Raw genomic sequence first — 16,406 nt, forward strand, 5'->3', positions numbered from 1 at the left:
CTCAGTGTGAGAGGCGATCCCTCTGGTTGCTCAGACCGGAGAAGTGCTCCGCTGGGATTGAGGAGCCGCCCTAGTCTTCGACGACCAGTTCACGAGCCATCTCACGCGCCGTGTCACGCGCCGTGTCACGCGTCGTGTCACGCGCAGTGGATGGCCGGCGCTCCGCGATGAACCGTGCGAACTCCACCTCGTCGTCGAGGTCGACCGGAACCGGCGCGTCGAGGGCAGGAGAGGTGGCGACTGGCTTCGCTGCGTAGGGCCAACGGGAGAGGCGATCCGTGTCAGGCACACGTCCGAGCAACTCGTCGAAGACACCGACGTACGCTCGTGCCTGTGGCTGCCAGTCCAGCTCCGCCACAACGCGTTCGCGGGCCGCCAGCCCCAGCCTGACCCGTTCCGCAGGGTCATCGAGCAACCGCTCGATGGCGTCGGCGAAGGCGCTCAGATCGCCGGGCCGCACGAGCACACCGGCATCCCCGGCCGACACCCGCGTCTCGACGAGATCGAACGACACCGAGGGCAGGGCATACGCCATGTACTCCATGGTCTTGTTCATCGTCGAGATGTCGTTGAGCGGAGTCTTCTCGTCGGGCCCCAGCCCGATGTCGGCCGAACTCAGCACCTGCGCGATGCGGTCAGGACCGACCCGTCCGGTGAAGCGCACATGCCCGTCGAGCCCGAGTCGGGTGCACTGCTGCTTGAGCTCTTCGAGGCAGTCGCCGAAGCCCATGAGCACGGCGTGCACACCCTTGCGCCCGCGGCGGTGCACGAGTTCGTCCATCACCTTGAGCACATTGTCGACGCCGTCCTGCGGGCCCATGATGCCGAGATAGGTGAGCAGTGCCTCAGCGTCACCTCGCACCGAAGGGTCGGGGTACACCGGGCGCATCACCGTCGTATCGGGTCCGCTGCGCACGACCGTGACGTGCTTCGGGTCTCGCTTTCCGCGTCGCTCCGCGATCGCCTTGTACGAGCCGTTCGTCGAGATGACGCGGTCCGCCGCGCGGTACGTCTGTCGCTCCAGCCACAGCAGCGCGCGGAACTGCAATCGCTGCGCGAACGAGCGAGGCGGGCCGAAGCGCGAGACGAAGAGCTCGGGGTTGAGGTCGTGCTGGTCGAAGACGAACTTCACACCCCGCACGCGCCACAATCGCGCGAGCAGCCAATACGTGTCGGGCGGATTGCACGCCTGGATCACGTCGAAGCCGCGCTGCCGCCACACCCGCAGCGAGAGCAGCGCGGTGAGCAACCACGACCAGGCGAACTCGAGCGCGAAGCCCGCGACTCCCCGTGCCTGCGGCGCCGGTCGATACTTGTAGATCGCCACGCCGTCGAGCAGTTGGTAGGGCGGATCACCGGGCCCCTTCGGGCAGATCACCGAGACCTGATACCCCTGCGCGGTGAGCGCCTGGCACTCCAGCCAGACACGCCGGTCAAGGGGCACCGGAAGGTTCTGCACGATGATGAGCACACGATGAGCAGCCATAGCCGCACCTCCGTTGGCGCGATTCGGGTTGCCGCTCGGCGCATTCGGGTCGCGCCGTTCGGTTGAGCGTTACGTTACCGGGCCCTGTCGCTGCTGACCAGGGCGGGGATAGGCTGCGCACATGTGCGGGATCGCGGGCATCCGTCGGTTCACAGGGGAGTCGGTCTCACCCGACACCCTCCTCGCCATGGGGTCCGCTCTCAAGCACCGAGGTCCCGACGACAGCGACCAGTGGCAGTCCGACGGCATCGGCTTCGCGCACACCCGGCTGTCGATCATCGACCTCGCCGGATCGCACCAGCCGATGCGCAGCGCCGACGGCCGCTGGGTGATCGCGTTCAACGGCGAGATCTTCAACTACCGCGAGCTCCGGCGAATGCTCGATTACCCGTTCACGACAGAGGGCGACACCGAAACGATCCTCGCGGGAGTGGCGATCCACGGCATCCGCTTCATCGACCGGCTCGTCGGCCAATTCGCGCTGGCACTCGCCGACCTGCAATCCGGGCGACTGCACCTCGTACGCGACCGCCTCGGCGTGCTTCCGCTCTACTTCTCGCACACCTCAGACGCCCTCGTCTTCGGTTCAGAGGTGAAAGCCTTGCTGCCCGCTTTACCGAAGGCGCCAGGAGTGGACCTGCGCAGCCTCGACGCCTACCTCGCGGGCCGCTCAGTGCCGGCACCGCACACGCTCTTCGAGGGCGTGTCGAAACTCCCGGCCGCACACAGGGCCGAGATCGACGCCGATGGCACGATGCGAGTCATCCGCTACTGGCAACCCCCGCAGGCCGACGGCGCCGGCGTCTGGAGCGACCATGGCGCGGTGGATGCCGTCGACGAGGCCGTCACCGAGGCCGTGCGCGCCGCGCTGGTGGCCGATGTGCCGGTGGGCGCCTACCTGAGCGGTGGCATCGACTCGAGCCTGATCGTGGCGAAGGCCGCCGCCTTGCGCCCGGGCCAGCCATTGCACACCTTCGCGGCCGGCTTCGGCGATCCCAGGCACGACGAACTGAAGTGGGCGCGGCTCGTCAGCGAGCACGTGGGCTCCGAGCACCACGAGGTCCCCGTCGACGCGGCAGACTTCGAACGCCTCTGGCCGCTGCTCACCTGGCACCGCGACGCACCGATGTCGGAACCGGCAGACATCGCCGTGTACCGGCTGGCGCAGGCCGCCCGGCAGAAGGTCAGCGTCGTGCTGTCGGGCGAAGGCGGCGATGAGCTGTTCGCGGGCTATCCCAAGTACCGTGCAGCAGCGTGGATGAGCAGGCTGTCGCTGCTTCCGGCGGGGTTGCGTGCCGCTGTATCCGACGTGGCGGAGCGACGGATGCCGCAGCAGTGGTCGAGACCCCGCATCGCGCTGCGCGTGCTCGGCGAGCGGGAACGCCACCAGCAGTACCGCGCCTGGTTCGCGCCGTTCACGACGCGAGAGCGGGCTGAGCTGCTTGCCGGCATCCCGTCGCGCACGCTGGACTGGCCCGCGGCGACCGGTCGGGATCCGGTGCGCGAGATGCTGCTGCACGACTTGGTCGCCTGGCTGCCCGACAATCTCCTCGAGCGAGGCGACCGCATGTCGATGGCAGCGTCGCTCGAACTCAGGCCCCCGCTGCTCGACCACCGGCTCGTGGAACTCGCGTTCCGGCTGCCATCGCGCGTCAAGCTGCACGACGGCACGACGAAATGGGTGCTCAAGGAGGTCGCCCGGCGGTCGCTCCCGAGCGAGATCGTCGACCGGCGGAAGGTCGGCTTCCGCGTGCCGCTCGACGCCTGGTTCCGCAGCGGTCTGCGTGACTCGATGTGGGACCGGCTCACGGGCACCGGCTCGTTCGTGGCCCAGACGCTGAACCGGCAAGCGGTCGTTCGGCTGCTGGAGCGGCACGAGAGCGGACGATTCAACGAGGAGGCCCGCATTTTCACGCTGATGTCGCTCGAGGTGTGGCACGAGGCGTTCTTCCGCAGCCCGGTGCCGGTCGCGGCCGGCGCGTGAGAGGCCACGGCCCCAATCAGCTCAGCCGGCGGAGCCGCCCCGAGACGTGGCGCGGCGCCGGCTCACGCCGCGCCGCCGCTCCGTCATTGCGCGTGAGCTCTCGTCGCGCTCCCAGTGCACGGTGGGAGTCGACAGCCGGGCCCGCACCCGCGAGTACAGCACGACCGCGACATAGACGCCGGCATCCGCAACGCGCCATGGCTCGCGCCTGAGCAACTGCGCGAGATCGTGCAACTGCCCGCGTTGGCCGGCCGAGACGCGCCCACCCACTCCGTCAGCCGCCGCAGCAGAACGACCGGTGCCCTCCATCACTTCGTGCTGACTGCGGTAGCTGCGCCGCAGTATGCGCACGAGGTCGGCAGCGCGGCCAGGCGCGCGAACGACAACCGGGTCGGTCGGCACGATCGTGATCTCGTCGCGTGTGAACAGATCGTCGATGAAGAGGTCGTCGGAGAGGACGTCGGGGAACTCGTCGAAGCGGTCGCGGCCTTCGACCGACAGCGCGTAGCAGCCGGCACCCCAGAGCGCGTGCGAGATCGATGGCAGGCGCTCGCGAACGGCATACCATCGCCGCACGATGAACGTCGCGTGCGACGAGTCGAAGCGGTGCGGCGGCCGACCCGCGATGGCACCTGAAGCCAGCGTGCGAAGCACGTCTCGCGCGGCTCGCGCGGTGAGCACCACATCGGCGTCCAGATAGATGCGCGGGCCGGATGCCGCGAGGGCATCGCCCGCGCGGAGCGCCGCTGCCTTCGACGCCTGCTCGAGCTCCGAGACGACGACACCGGGGAACGAACGAGCGATGGATGCGGTGTCGTCGCGGCATCCGTTCGGCACCACGATCACGGTGATCGATCCGTCGCTGACGGCAGGCTCCAGCGCGGTGAGGGTGCGCCCGATGACCGCGGCCTCATTGTGAGCCGCGATGATCACCGAGCCGAGCGGCCGAGCCGACTCGGTCATCGCCTGCCGCCTGGCAGCGCAGCTCGGTGCGACCGGGAGACCAGCGCGAGCAACGCCGCGCGCGAGTCGGGCCGGTGAGCCCGCAGAGCATGGTGCAGCAACAGCACACCAGCGAAGAGCGCGGTGCTCAGCCGACCGGCGCTGTCGTCGTGCCACTTGGCGAAGTATCGGAGGCGGTTCACTTCTCGAAGGGCGTCGAGCTGGGGCGAGCTGCCCGAACCCGATCCCCGGTGCCGCACCACCGCGCTCGGCTCGAAGCGCACCGTGCCCTCGGTCGCGCGGATACGGCGGCAGTAGTCGGTCTCTTCTGAGTAGAGGAAGAAGCGGTCGGCATCCCAGTCGCCGACGCGCTCGGCAACGTCGGCGCGCATCATCAGTGCAGCACCCGTGGCCCACTCGATGTCGCGCGCCTGTTGATAGGCGCGTGCATCGCGCACCATCTCGGTGAGCGCGGCCGGACGCTGCGACCAGTGGTCGCCGAACAGCGCCTCGCCAAGCGACCCCAGCAGGCTGGGCTCTCGGCGCAGTGAAGGCTGGGGGACACCGTGATCATCGAGGATGAGCGGAACGCTCGCAGCCACGCCGTCGACCTCGCATGCCCTCGCCAGTCGCTCGATGGAGCCAGGCTCAAGCGTGAGATCGGGATTGAGGATGACGGTGTATCGGCTTGCTGTCGCAGCCGCCAGCCCGCGGTTGATGCCGCCGGAGTAGCCCAGGTTCGCTCCCGCCCGCACGAGTTGCACGGCCGAGCGCCCCAGGACGATCTCATCCAGGCTGCTGTCGCCGTCGGGAACGTTGTCGACGACGATCAGCTCCCACGACAAAGCGCCGACGGCCTCCGGCACTGAATCGATCAGTGCCGCGAGATCGTCGGCGCTTCGGTAGCTCACCACGATGATCGAGCAATCGATCATCGGCGCCCCTCCCGACCGGTGACGACACGAGGGGTGCCGTCACCGGTCAGTATAGGGAGCGCGCTGCAGTGCGCGGAAGGTCGGTCAGAGACCGCCTTGGTGGATCACATTCCGCCCTTGGGGGCTGCGACTGCGGCGCCGCCCTGCATGGCGTTGCCCGACCACACGTTGCCGTTGCCCGAGTAGAACGCGACGGCGGGGCCGTACGAACCGCACTTGGGGCTCACCGACGTGCCGAAGGTGTTGTCCACGATGCGCAGGTTCGACGGGTGGTTCTTGCCGGCGACGTCGTAGCCGGCGTAGAGGCAGTATCCGCCGCCGTTCATCAGGTTGCCCTGCACGAGCGTGTCCTTGATCGGGCCCCACTGGTTGTAGAGGGCGATCGAGGCCGAGAAGTTGCCCGCGCGGCCCGAGTCGAGGCGGTTGTTCACGATGGTGAAGTTGCTGCCGCCGAGGCTCAGGATGGTCTCGTTGTGGCTGCCGCTGCCGGCCGGGTCACCCGAGACGACGAGGTCGTGCACCCAGGAGTTCTTGACGGTCACGTTGTTGTCCATCATGAAGCCCTTGCCCCAGCCGTGGACGTTGCAGCCGTCGCAGGTGAAGTTGGAGTAGCCGACGGCGTTCTCGTAGGCGGCGGCCGAGGTGCCGGGACCGGCGATCTCGACGCGCTGCAGCAGCAGGCCCTTGTACGGCGGGCGGATGTTCACGAGGCCCTCGATGAGCGAGTTCTTGATCGTCACGTTGTCGGCGGCGATCGTCACGTTGCCCTTGATGTGGCGCGCGTCGAGCACGGTGCCGGGGGTGGTGATGGTGAGCCCGCTCATTGCGGAGAGGGTGGTGCCGGCAGGAACGCCGGTGGTCGAAGCGCTCGGCACGCCGCCGGTCGGAGCCGGGGCTGGAGCAGGCGCAGGGGCCGGCTCAGGTGCCGGTGCGGGAGCCGGGGTCGGCTCGGTCGCGACGACGGAATCGGTCTCGGTCGAGCCGGAGTCGTTCACGTCGGTGGTCGAGTCGGGCTCAGTCGTGCCCGAGTCGGTCGAGGGAGTGCCGGTCGACGGCTTGCCCTTGCCCCACTTGTCGTTCTTGGTCTTGTCGTTCTTCCAGTCCTTGCTGGTCTCGCTCTTGCTCGTCGTCGGCTTCGCGGCGGAAGCCTCGGTCGAACCGGCCGAGGTGACGCCCCACGCGGTCAGGCTCGCGCTCACGATGGCGAACGCGCTGCCCCAGACTGCAAGGGATCGACGCAGCGAGCGTCGCCTCCCATCGCGGTGCCGGCCGAGCGGGCGGAGAAATCTCAAAAATTCGCGCATGGTTCCGTAACTGTTATCGAATTGCGAGCAACCGCCCCTTGCTCGCTCGTCTACAACCCACTATTGGGTGTCCCGCCCCCGCTAGGACCGGATCACTATAGCCACGGGGACTGATTGCGCAAATCGGCATATGATCACCGATCTCTCAGGCCTTGTGTGTAACAGGACCGTAACGATCACATGTCAGGAAGTGCCGGCGACGCGCCGATCCGCATGAACACGGGCGACTTGAGCTATTTGCGACGCCGGCCCGGCTGGCGCAAACGGCTCAGGAAAACGTGTCTGCTCGATTCGCCAATCGCCAATATGAAGAGCACAACCCCAGCGCGAGGAAGAATATGCCGGCCGCCTGCGGGAACGACAGCGCGTCGAACAGGCCGAGCATGACCGTGGCGGCGGCGACGGATGCTGCCAGCGCTCCTCCTAGCGCGCGTTCCAACGGCCGAGAGACCAGCGATCGACCGCGCAGGGCGCTCGTCATGGAGGCGAGCGCGACCGCGAGCAAGAGCACAGTGCCGAGGATGCCGATCTCGATCAGCAACAGCAGGTACTGGTTGTCGAGGATCCGATATTGCGGAAGGAACGTGCCGAATCCGCGGCCGACGACCGGGCTCTGCGACACGACCTCGGCCGCCATCGAATAGCTGTCGGTGCGCGATGCCGCGCTGGTGTCATCGCTCACTGCCGCGAAGAGGTACCGCACATTGGTGAGCGCGGTGGGCGCCACGACATACGCCGCGCCCAAGAGCAGGACGCCCCCTGCGAGCAGCGTGAGCCTCCCGCGACGACCGATCGTCGGAAACAGCACCAGCATCCCCACCGCGAGACCCACGTAGGCGGAGCGCGAGCTCGACAGGGCCATCGCCAGCCCGATGAGCAGGGGTGGAGTCCACCGGCGCAGCACTCCTCGATCCGAGTCGTGCACTGCGAACGCGAGCGCGATCGGCAGGATGGCGGCCAAGACGAGCGAGTACTCGAGTGGATGCGTCGCTGTCGACATCGGACGAGTCACCCCTCCGCGAGTCTCGATGCTCTCGTATCCCTCCAATGACGAGAGCCCGGGAATGGGGAGCTGGTCGACGAGGGCGTGGCCGGAGGCGAACTGAACCAGCCCGAGCAGCGCATACAGCGCGCCGAAGACAGCCATCCGGCGCAGCAGTACCTCCAGGCGTGGCATATCCGGCGGGCCGTCGGCTGCGACGAGCAGGATGCCGACGAGGGCCGCAGCGCGAATGAGCCCCGTGTCGGCAGGATTGGCCTCCTCGGGGGGAAGCGCACGCAGCATGGCGGCGATGTAGCTGACGAGCACGGCCGCGGCGAAGAGCAGCGCCAGCGTCCGTGCGGGTTGAGGGGCAGGCGTGGAGACGTTCCGTCGCTGCAATTGGTGCCAGCACCACCAGACTCCTGCCGCGAGCCCCCAGAGCAGCGCGACCGAACCGGCCGAGCCGAGCGACGGAATGGTGCGCCCCGACGGGATGGCCAGGAGCAGCAGCATGAAGATCGTGAGGATCGTTACACCGTCAGGGCGTGCCGGGCGCGCGGGTCGTGCTGGGCGCGCTACTGAGGCGCCGGCGCTCGTGAGTCGACGATCGGCGCCCAGCATCCGTCGGCCTACTTGGTGAGTTCGCGGTCGAGCGCGCGCCCCGCGTCCGCCTTGGTCGAGGTCTCGGGCGCACCATCGGCCACGACATGCGAGCCGGCTGCGGCATCATGCTCTTCGACTTCCTCGATGCCCGCGGCGTCCGACGCTCGCGCCTCACGCTTGGCACGGCGCGAGAGCACGAGTCCGTCGATGAAGCCCGCGAGCAGGGCGGTGAGCACGATGCCGGCGCCGACGACCGCGAGCGTCCACTGGTAGCGCGCGGTGAAATCGGGCTCGCTCGCTTGATCGATCGCGACATCGGTGAGCGTCATTCGCGAGACGGGCGGCACACCGATTTCAGCCTGCATGATGTCGATCGACGAGTGAAGCTCGGAGCGGATGCGCTCCAGCAGTTGCATGGCGCCTCGCTCGGTGCGATCGCGCACTTCTCCCACGACCATCGGCCCACCGGTCGACATGTCCGAATACACGATGTACTCGCCGTCGGGGAACGCCTTCTCGACGGGCACTCGCACCACATCCGCGTCGACGCGCCGCGTGAGCACATCGCGCGCCGACGCCATGCCCTCGAGATTCAGATAGGGGTTGCGGATCTCGGCGGTCGTATCCTCCGGCGGCATGAGCAGCACGCTCAGGCTCGCCGTGTAGGTGATCGGTACCGCGCCGAAGACCGCCCATGCCGCGGCGCCCGTGAGCAACAAGCCGACGACGGTCACGTACCAGCGCCGACCCATGCCGATCAGCAGATCACGCAGATACATCGGCGTCACCCTCTCGGGTTGTGGGCGTTGCACCGTATCCTAGGCCGAGGAGGGCCACGTGACACTCGCCGGTTTGTTGCGCAGCCTCGGCAGGCGCTGGTACGTGCTCGCCGCGGCGTTGATCGCGGCAGGCCTCATCGCGGCGATCAGCGTTCAGGTCGAGGGTGTCTACCAGGCGCGGCTGAAGCTCGTCTTCCTTCCGCCCGCCGCGGCCACGGCTGACGAGAACACCCTGAGAGACCCGGAGCAGACCCTCATCAACTTCGCGGCGCTCGTCGAGCGCGAGTACACCGGCAACCATCAGCCGCCCGACTTCGCCTCCGTCGACGCGCCGCTCTACGGCACTGGCGCACGAACCGGCGTACGAGTCACCTTGCCGAACGCCGGCGGGCAGTGGAGCAGCAGCTTCCGAGACGCAGCGTTGATGGTCGAGTCGATCGACCCCTCCCGCGAGCTCGCAGTCGAGCGACTGAACGAAGCGGTGACCGAGGTGCAGCGCATCGCCGAGCAGCGGCAACTCGACGCCGGCGTCGCCGAAGATCGGCGCATCCAGGTGGTGGTCTCCGATGAGACGAGCGGCATCCGCTATGCCAAGGGAAGCTCCATCCGCGCGGTGGGCGCGATCATGGTGCTCGGTGTTGCGGCAGGCTGCGTGGGAGCGGTGCTGTTGGACCGTCGCTTGCGTCGAGGTCATGACGTCACCTCCGAACCACAGCCGGCGACCAGCCGTGCTCGATGAGGATGCGGGGCGCGCTGCCGCCATCGGCAGCGACCGCCCAGATGTCGGAGTCTCCGGGCTCGCCTTCGCGTGGCATCCCGTAGAGCAGTGTCTCATCGTCGAGCCACGCCACCTGGTCATCGACACTGCCTTCGATCGGCAGTTCGACGACCGTGCCATCGACGAGGTCGAGCACTGAGACGCCCCAGGCTGCTGCGTCGTCGGTCGACACCGACTTGAAGCCGATGCGGGTGCCGTCGGGGGAGAGGGATGGGCATTCGACTCCTTCTCTGATGGCCGTGAGCGTTCGCGCTTCGAGGTCTCCGTGCACGAGCCAGTTGCGGCCGCCCGTCGCCGCGGTGGCGTAGAACGTGCGTCCGTCGTCGGTGAAGGTGACGCCCCAGATGTTCCGGTCTGCGGCGGTGATGCGCGCGCCGTCGATCAGCAGCGTGAAGTCTTCGAGGTTTCCGGAGCTCGCGCCTTCGGCATCCGTGATGACCGTCTCCGTGGAAAAGCCGATCGTCGCGTAGGAGTGCCCGCTCACGAACGAGGTGGTGGCTACGAGTCGTTCGTCGGGCGAGATGCGGGTGCGGCTCGGGATGCCGGGGAGCGCGCGTTGGCGCACCGAACCGTCTGCGCCGAGCTCGACCGCTTCGAACTTCGAGAGAACGCCGCGCACGGTGCGAAGGCACACCGTGCGAGTCGGCGAGGCGTCGACGCGGTCGCACGCCAGGGCGCTCAGCGTGCGCTTTGCGCCGGGGTCCTGCAGCGGCACCGCCGCGACGAGCCCGTACGAGTCACCGATGGCCGTGTTGCGGAACACGATTCGCGGACCGGCCAGCGCGGGTGGCGATGCCGTCTCCACGCCGCTGGCTGACGGCGCCTGCTTCGCCTGCGCCCACTGCACCACGAGCACCGCAGCGGTGGCGAGCACGAGCATCGCGATGATCGCCGCAGCGATGCGGCGGCGAGCCATCGAAACGGGTATGACCTCGTGCTCGCTCATCCTGCTCATTCCGCAGCACCTGCCGCGTCGTCATGCGGCGCGTGTGGCGGCGCCCAGAGCAGCGCTGCCACTGCGGGAAGCACCAGTGCGAGCGCTCCTGCCGCGATCACCATGGCCGTTTCCCGCCCCAGCATGAACCAGAGCAGCCCGAACCCGGTCGACGCCACGAGACGAGTGAGCGCGACGACCGTCTGGGCGGCGGCGATTCCCGTCGCACGTGCCGTGGGCGGTGTGTGCTGGGCGGCGAGCGCAGCGAGGATCCCGTCGGTCGAGGCGTAGAACGCCCCCAGCAGCAGGAGGCACGCGACCGTCGGCACGGGCCCCGTCGCTGGCAGCGCGGCGACGACGTAGGCGCCGAGGAGCACCAGGTGGCCGATCACGAACATGCGGGCGCGGCCGAATCGGTCGGCGATCCGGCCGGCCGGTACGGCGAACGCGAGGAAGGTGATGTTGGTGCCGACGTACAGGAGCGGGAACCACTCGGTCGCGAAGGCATCGCGCGATTGCAGCACCAGGTAGATGAATCCGTCGCCGATGGTGAGCAGTCCGAAGAGGCCCGCAGCGATGAGCAGCCTCCGCAGCGCCGGGTCATTGAGCTGACGCCAGCGGAAGCGTGGCGCGGCTGCCGTTGACTCCTGTGCGGTGCTTGCCGCCGTGGTTCGCGCTGCTGCCGCCCGCGGCGCGGAACGCATGTCGGGCACCATGAGACCGAGCACGGCGAGGCCCGCGAGAGCGAAGGCGAGCGACACGGCGAAGACCGCCGTGTAGCCGTGAGGGATCACGAACAGGATGACGAAGGCGAGCAGCGGACCGAGCGCCGCGCCGACGGTATCCAGCATCCGATGCACCCCGAACGATCGCCCGAGTGACGCCTCCTCAGATGCAGCCGCGATCATCGCGTCGCGTGGCGCCGTGCGCACGCCCTTGCCGATGCGGTCGAGCGTGACCACTGCAGTGAGCGCGCCGAAGCCCGTGGCGATCAGCAAGCCGCCGCGCGCCACCGCCGAGATGCCGTAGCCGAAGAAGGCGACCCACTTCGGCTGCTGCTGGCGGTCAGCCACCCAGCCGCCGCCGATGCGGACGAGCGCGCTCACGCCCTGGTAGAGCCCGTCGATGAACCCATATGCGACGGTCGAGAGGCCGATGGCGGCGGTGATGTAGATGGGCAGGATCGCCGACACCGACTCCGACGCGACATCGGTCAGCAGGCTGACGATGCCGAGGGTGATGACGATCGACGAGACACGGCCGCGATTCCTCCCGCGATTCCTCCCTGTCGTTGGCCCGGGGGTGTTTCGCAGTGAGATGTACATGCGGCGGTCACTCCGCTGCCATCAGGATGCCGAGCACGCTGAACTCCGTGCCGTTCTCTGAGGCCGCGACCGTCACCGTGATGGTGTTCTCTCCGGCGTTGAAGACCATGCTCGTCGAGTCGGGGGCCGTCGTGCCCTCGCGGGAAGAGAGGCCCAGGTCGGCGAACTGCTTGCGGTAGTGCTCGAGCACTGCTTCAGGTGCCGAGCGCGAGGTGCCCACGAGCCCCGCCTGGAGACGCGGGCCCTCGGAGGCGAGAGAGGTGCTCGTGATCGCCGACTCGGGCGGAAGGTCGATGACGCCGCTCGGGAATCCTTTCGCGAAGTCGCCTGAGGCGTGCGCGGCAGGAGGCAACGGCAGCGAGACGAGCGCTGGTCCAGGCGAAGGCAGCGGCAGCCCCGTCGGAGCAGGGGTCGCGTTCTCGTCGGCGGGCGGACCCTCTGCCCCTGGCGATTCGACAGCCGTCGGGGTCGGCCCGGCCGCTGCTTCCCCCTGCTCGCCGGGTGCGCCGCCGCGCAGGGCGATCGCCGAGACCGCGGCGAGCGCGATCACGATTACCGCCGCGCCGGCGATGAGTGACCATCGCGCCCAGCGTCGACCGGCGGACTCTGCCTTGACCTTCGCGCCCATGAGGCTCCCTCGGAAGCCCAGGCCGTGTGTCGGGTGGCGCGCCGGGCGGGGCACCATAGCGGCGCTCCACCAACGATCGCGGGCTCGGGTTCCCGTTCTCGGTTGTTGCCTCGGCGCCGCGTGGTCGGGTACTACGAGTTCGACGTCGAGACTCGTTGTTGCGCCAGCATAGGCCCGCAGGGTGCTGCAGCACTAGACCTGTCTGTCACGAAGCGTGGCGCGCTCCGCATCAGCCCGCGCGTAGTGCTCACCGGCTCGCCCGTTCTGCTCACCGACCCGCCGCAGCGAGCCACGCTGTCGCCGGCGACGGCCGTGAACCCGGGCCGCGCCCGGCGCTGTCGGCTGCGACGATGCGGGCCCAATCCTCGAGGCTCGCGGGACGGAGTCTGCGGATGAGTCGCTGCACGGTCTTTGCGCTCGGCTCACCCCGCACCGAGTAGTGCACCATGTGCTCGCGGATGCAGGGGGTGATGCGTGCGGTGATCCCGCGCGGCGCCCCCGCACGTTCGAGGACCGCTGTGGCCGGGGCGACACCCGCTTCCGCATGACCGAGCGAGCGGATGCGGCCGTCGGGGCTGACGAAGGTGTGAGTCGCCTTGCCCAGGTCGTGGAATAGCGCGCCGAGCACCGCGACGGTGCGATCATCGCCTGCGACAGCATCGCGATCGCAGGCCTCCGCGGCTGCCTGCGCCGCCAGTCCCAGATGCACCCACACAGTGCCCTCGGGATGCCAGCGGGGATCTTGCGGCACACGGCGGAGATCGAGCTCTGGATGCACCTCCAGCAGTCCGTCGGCCGCCGCGCGATCGAGCAGCGAAGGCCAATCGGTCGTGCGTTGCGCGTGCTCCTCGAACCAGCGCCAATCAAAGTCGGCCGTCACGTTCTGCCCTCCATGGGTGCACGGTACCCCGCTGTTGGGAACGCGAGGTTGGGAACGCGATGTTGTTGGGAACGCGATGCTCTTGGGCGCCTGATGACGCGGCATGGTCGGCGGCGGGTGAAGTGCATCGGTGTCGCGCGCGCACGTGAGGGCCCCGAACAGGCAGGCTTAGCGCATGAGTGTTCGCCGCCGGCATCCGAATCGCCCTTCCTAGTGCGCGAGTCGTCGTTCGCCTTCGACCGGCGCGCGTGGGCGGTCTTGTTCTGGCAACTCGTCTCGCGCTCGCCGTCGGGCATGGTCAATCTGGGCTTCGTCTTCTTCGGTGAGGGCGTGCTCGGCTCGTTCGCGATCGGCGGGCTGCTGGTCGCGGCCTACAACATCGCCTACGCGATCGGCAGTCCACTCGGTGCACGCTTGCTCGGCGCGATCGGCACCGCGCCCGTGCTGCTGACCTATGCGGCGATCAGCGGGGGAGCGCTCGCCGCGATGGCGGTCGTGCAGCCGGCGCCCGCGGCGGCGGTGGCGCTGGCAACCCTGGCCGGGTTGACGTTCCCTCCCGTCACGCCCCTCGCTCGCTCGATGTACCCACGCATCGTCGGCAACGCCCGGCTCGAGCCGGTCTACGCCATCGACGCCGTGGCGCAGGAGTTCATCTGGATCGTCGGCCCGCTCATCGCGACCGCGGCGGCATGGCTTCTCGGGCCCTCGACCGCCCTGCTGGCAGCGGCGATCATGCTCGTGATCGGTGCCGTGGTGTTCTCGTTCCTGCCCGCGACGCGCGAGTTCGGCAATCTACGAATTCGGGCGGATGCCGCTGGCTCCGCGCCTGCGATCGGCGCCAGCCTCGCTGTGCTCACCGCCCTCATCGCCACAGGATTCTTCCTCGTCACAGCGAGCGCCATGTCGGAGCTCTTCGTCGTGGCGGAACTCGGCTACTCAGGCCCGGAGACAGGGTTCGTGCTGGCGGCGGCCGCGACCGGATCACTGGTCGCAGGCATCACGATCGCCAAGCGCAGGCTCGGCCGCGGCTCTGTCGCCATCCGTCTCTCGATGGTGCTGGCGGGCGCCCTGCTGGCCGGGCTCACCGACGGCTTGGTCTGGATGCTGATCGCGTTCTTCGTGCTCGGAATGGGGCTCGCCCCTACTTTCGCCGCCTTCAACACGATCATCGCGCTGCGATTGCCGAACCGACACCACGCCGTGGCCTACGCAGTCACCCACTCCGGTCAGCTCGTCGGACTCGCGATCGGCACGGCAGTCGCGGGTGCCATGGTCGACCTCTCAGGCTCGGCGCTCGTCATCTGGTCGGCCGTCGCGTCCTCGGTCGTCGCTGTGCTGCTGGCGCTCATTGTGCCCTCGTTGCGGCGCGGTCTCGGCGCCGGTCGCGACTAGCGCTTTGCTCTCGGCGCCATGGCCAGGCGAATCGCCGATCCTCCTGGATGATTCGGACGTGGGTTCCACGTAAGAGCCGGTCGCCTGCGTCGTTTAACGCGTGCTTCCGACGGCAGCCTTGTCGTGCCAGACAGGCCCTGATGCCTGCGCTGTCCGATCAGACAGACCTCGTTGCTTCTCCTGGCGCGTCCGTCGGCCCCCGCGGCAGTATCAGGTCACATGATCGCGTATGTGTGCCCCAGGTCCGGTAGTTGAGCGGCGGAGGGCGCGAGTTCGCGTTCGACCGGCGCGCGTGGTCAGTCCTCATCTGGCAGCTCGTGTCACGTGCCCCGTCGGGCATGCTGAACCTCGGGCTCGTCTTCTTCGGTGAGGGCGTGCTCGGCTCCTATGCCATCGGCGGGATGCTGGTCGCGGCCTACAACATCGCTTACGCGATCGGAAGCCCGCTCGCAGCGCGCCTGCTGAGCCTGATCGGCACCGCCCCGGTACTCGGGACCTACGCGATCGTCAGCGCCGGTGCGCTCGCTGCGCTGGTGACGCTCACGCCGAGCGCGCCTGGAGCATTGATCCTCGCCGCGGTCGCGGGATTCACCTTCCCACCGGTGACGCCGCTCGCCCGGTCGATGTACCCCCGCATCGTCGGCAGAGCGAAGCTCGAGCCGGTCTTCGCGGTCGACGCAATCGCGCAGGAGTTCATCTGGATCGTCGGACCGCTCGTGGCCACGTCGGCAGCGTGGCTGGTCGGCCCGTCAGCAGCGTTGCTGATCGCGGCCGGCGTGCTGCTCGCCGGCGTCAGCGTGTTCGCCGCGCTGCCTGCCACACGGCGCTACGGCAACCTGCACGGGATCGCCATGGCGTCCCGATCAACCGTAAAGGGCCACCTCGATCTGCGGCTCGTGGCCATCCTGATCGCGGTCGGCTTCTTCCTCGTCGGCACGGGCGGGACGATCGAGCTATTCGTAGTTGCGCATTTCGGGTACGACAATCCAGCAGCGGGGATCGCGCTCGCCGCGATCTCGGTCGGCTCGCTCGTGGGCGGCATCTTGATCGGCAAACGGCCATTGCGATCGGGGGCGCTGCCCTTGCGCCTCGGACTGGCGCTGAGCGGCCTGGTCGCCGCCACCTTCTCCGACAATGTGATCTGGCTGGTGATCGCGCTGTTCATCTCCGGCGTCGGCGTCGCGCCTGCCTTCGCGGGGCTGCATACGATCATCGCCACTCGCGTTCCCGATGACCGCACGGCCTTGACCTACTCCCTGTCGCATTCGGGACAGCTGATCGGTCTCGCTGTGGGTACCGCTCTCGCCGGTGCACTCGTCGAATCGGTCAGTGCTCATGCAGCGCTCTGGGCCTCGATCGGTTCGATGGCCATCGCCGTGGCGATCGCAACCGCGGCTCCGGTTCTGCGCCGCGGCCTTGAGCGGTGACTGTCTGAGCCGCCAGCGGCCGGTTCG

At 68.5% G+C, this 16,406-nt stretch carries 14 protein-coding genes; 4 read left to right on the top strand and 10 right to left on the bottom strand.

Translation table 11 applies throughout. The features are described 5' to 3' along the window. Positions 1-70: 70 nt before the first annotated feature. Positions 71-1,486: a glycosyltransferase family 4 protein gene (locus tag QF206_RS01300; protein ID WP_281487393.1), complete on the bottom strand. Its 1,416-nt coding sequence runs from the start codon at positions 1,484-1,486 to the stop codon at positions 71-73. Between the two features lie 121 nt (positions 1,487-1,607). Here QF206_RS01300 and asnB point away from each other — a divergent pair, with 121 nt between their 5' ends. Further along, positions 1,608-3,470 carry an asparagine synthase (glutamine-hydrolyzing) gene (gene asnB, locus QF206_RS01305; RefSeq protein ID WP_281487394.1) on the top strand — a complete coding sequence of 621 codons (1,863 nt, stop codon included), beginning with the start codon at positions 1,608-1,610 and terminating at the stop codon, positions 3,468-3,470. A 21-nt stretch (positions 3,471-3,491) separates the two neighbouring features. On the opposite strand, the gene QF206_RS01310 is transcribed toward asnB, so the two are convergent. The 5 genes from QF206_RS01310 to QF206_RS01330 all read right to left on the bottom strand — a co-directional run bounded on the left by QF206_RS01310 (position 3,492) and on the right by QF206_RS01330 (position 9,015). Then, entirely contained in the window at positions 3,492-4,433 is a 942-nt protein-coding gene (locus tag QF206_RS01310; RefSeq protein ID WP_281487395.1) for a glycosyltransferase, read from the bottom strand. After that, positions 4,430-5,347, bottom strand: a complete 918-nt coding sequence (locus tag QF206_RS01315) for a glycosyltransferase family 2 protein (RefSeq protein ID WP_281487396.1) — start codon at positions 5,345-5,347, stop codon at positions 4,430-4,432. Before QF206_RS01315 ends, QF206_RS01310 begins: the two co-directional genes overlap by 4 nt. Positions 5,348-5,451: 104 nt before the next feature. Beyond that, entirely contained in the window at positions 5,452-6,546 is a 1,095-nt protein-coding gene (locus tag QF206_RS01320) for a right-handed parallel beta-helix repeat-containing protein (protein WP_281487397.1), read from the bottom strand. Between the two features lie 373 nt (positions 6,547-6,919). After that, a complete protein-coding gene (locus QF206_RS01325; RefSeq protein ID WP_281487398.1) occupies positions 6,920-8,254 on the bottom strand; it encodes an O-antigen ligase family protein in 1,335 nt (444 codons plus the stop codon). A gap of 8 nt (positions 8,255-8,262) precedes the next feature. Then, positions 8,263-9,015 carry a hypothetical protein gene (locus QF206_RS01330; RefSeq protein ID WP_281487399.1) on the bottom strand — a complete coding sequence of 251 codons (753 nt, stop codon included), beginning with the start codon at positions 9,013-9,015 and terminating at the stop codon, positions 8,263-8,265. A 58-nt stretch (positions 9,016-9,073) separates the two neighbouring features. On the opposite strand from QF206_RS01330, the gene QF206_RS01335 reads away from it, so the two are divergent. Continuing rightward, positions 9,074-9,754: a hypothetical protein gene (locus QF206_RS01335; RefSeq protein WP_281487400.1), complete on the top strand. Its 681-nt coding sequence runs from the start codon at positions 9,074-9,076 to the stop codon at positions 9,752-9,754. Here QF206_RS01335 and QF206_RS01340 read toward each other — a convergent pair. The 4 genes from QF206_RS01340 to QF206_RS01355 form a co-directional block, all read right to left on the bottom strand. After that, positions 9,714-10,739 (bottom strand): TolB-like translocation protein, encoded by a 1,026-nt coding sequence (locus QF206_RS01340; RefSeq protein WP_281487401.1) that lies wholly within the window; start codon positions 10,737-10,739, stop codon positions 9,714-9,716. The two genes, QF206_RS01335 and QF206_RS01340, sit on opposite strands and share 41 nt — an antisense overlap. 5 nt (positions 10,740-10,744) lie before the next feature. After that, positions 10,745-12,052 carry an MFS transporter gene (locus QF206_RS01345; RefSeq protein WP_281487402.1) on the bottom strand — a complete coding sequence of 436 codons (1,308 nt, stop codon included), beginning with the start codon at positions 12,050-12,052 and terminating at the stop codon, positions 10,745-10,747. A 7-nt stretch (positions 12,053-12,059) separates the two neighbouring features. Then, positions 12,060-12,680, bottom strand: coding sequence for a hypothetical protein (locus QF206_RS01350; protein ID WP_281487403.1), 621 nt, complete (start codon positions 12,678-12,680; stop codon positions 12,060-12,062). Between the two features lie 268 nt (positions 12,681-12,948). Next, positions 12,949-13,560, bottom strand: coding sequence for an HDIG domain-containing metalloprotein (locus QF206_RS01355; protein ID WP_281487404.1), 612 nt, complete (start codon positions 13,558-13,560; stop codon positions 12,949-12,951). 213 nt (positions 13,561-13,773) lie between these two features. Between QF206_RS01355 and QF206_RS01360 the strand changes: the two genes are divergently transcribed. Both QF206_RS01360 and QF206_RS01365 read left to right on the top strand, forming a co-directional pair. Further along, on the top strand, positions 13,774-14,952 hold the full coding sequence (locus QF206_RS01360; protein ID WP_281487405.1) for an MFS transporter: 1,179 nt from the start codon (positions 13,774-13,776) through the stop codon (positions 14,950-14,952). Positions 14,953-15,203: 251 nt separating this feature from the next. Then, positions 15,204-16,379, top strand: a complete 1,176-nt coding sequence (locus QF206_RS01365; RefSeq protein WP_281487406.1) for an MFS transporter — start codon at positions 15,204-15,206, stop codon at positions 16,377-16,379. Positions 16,380-16,406: the final 27 nt, after the last annotated feature.

The organism is Ruicaihuangia caeni (assembly GCF_029952955.1).
Lineage (GTDB): Bacteria > Actinomycetota > Actinomycetes > Actinomycetales > Microbacteriaceae > Ruicaihuangia > Ruicaihuangia caeni.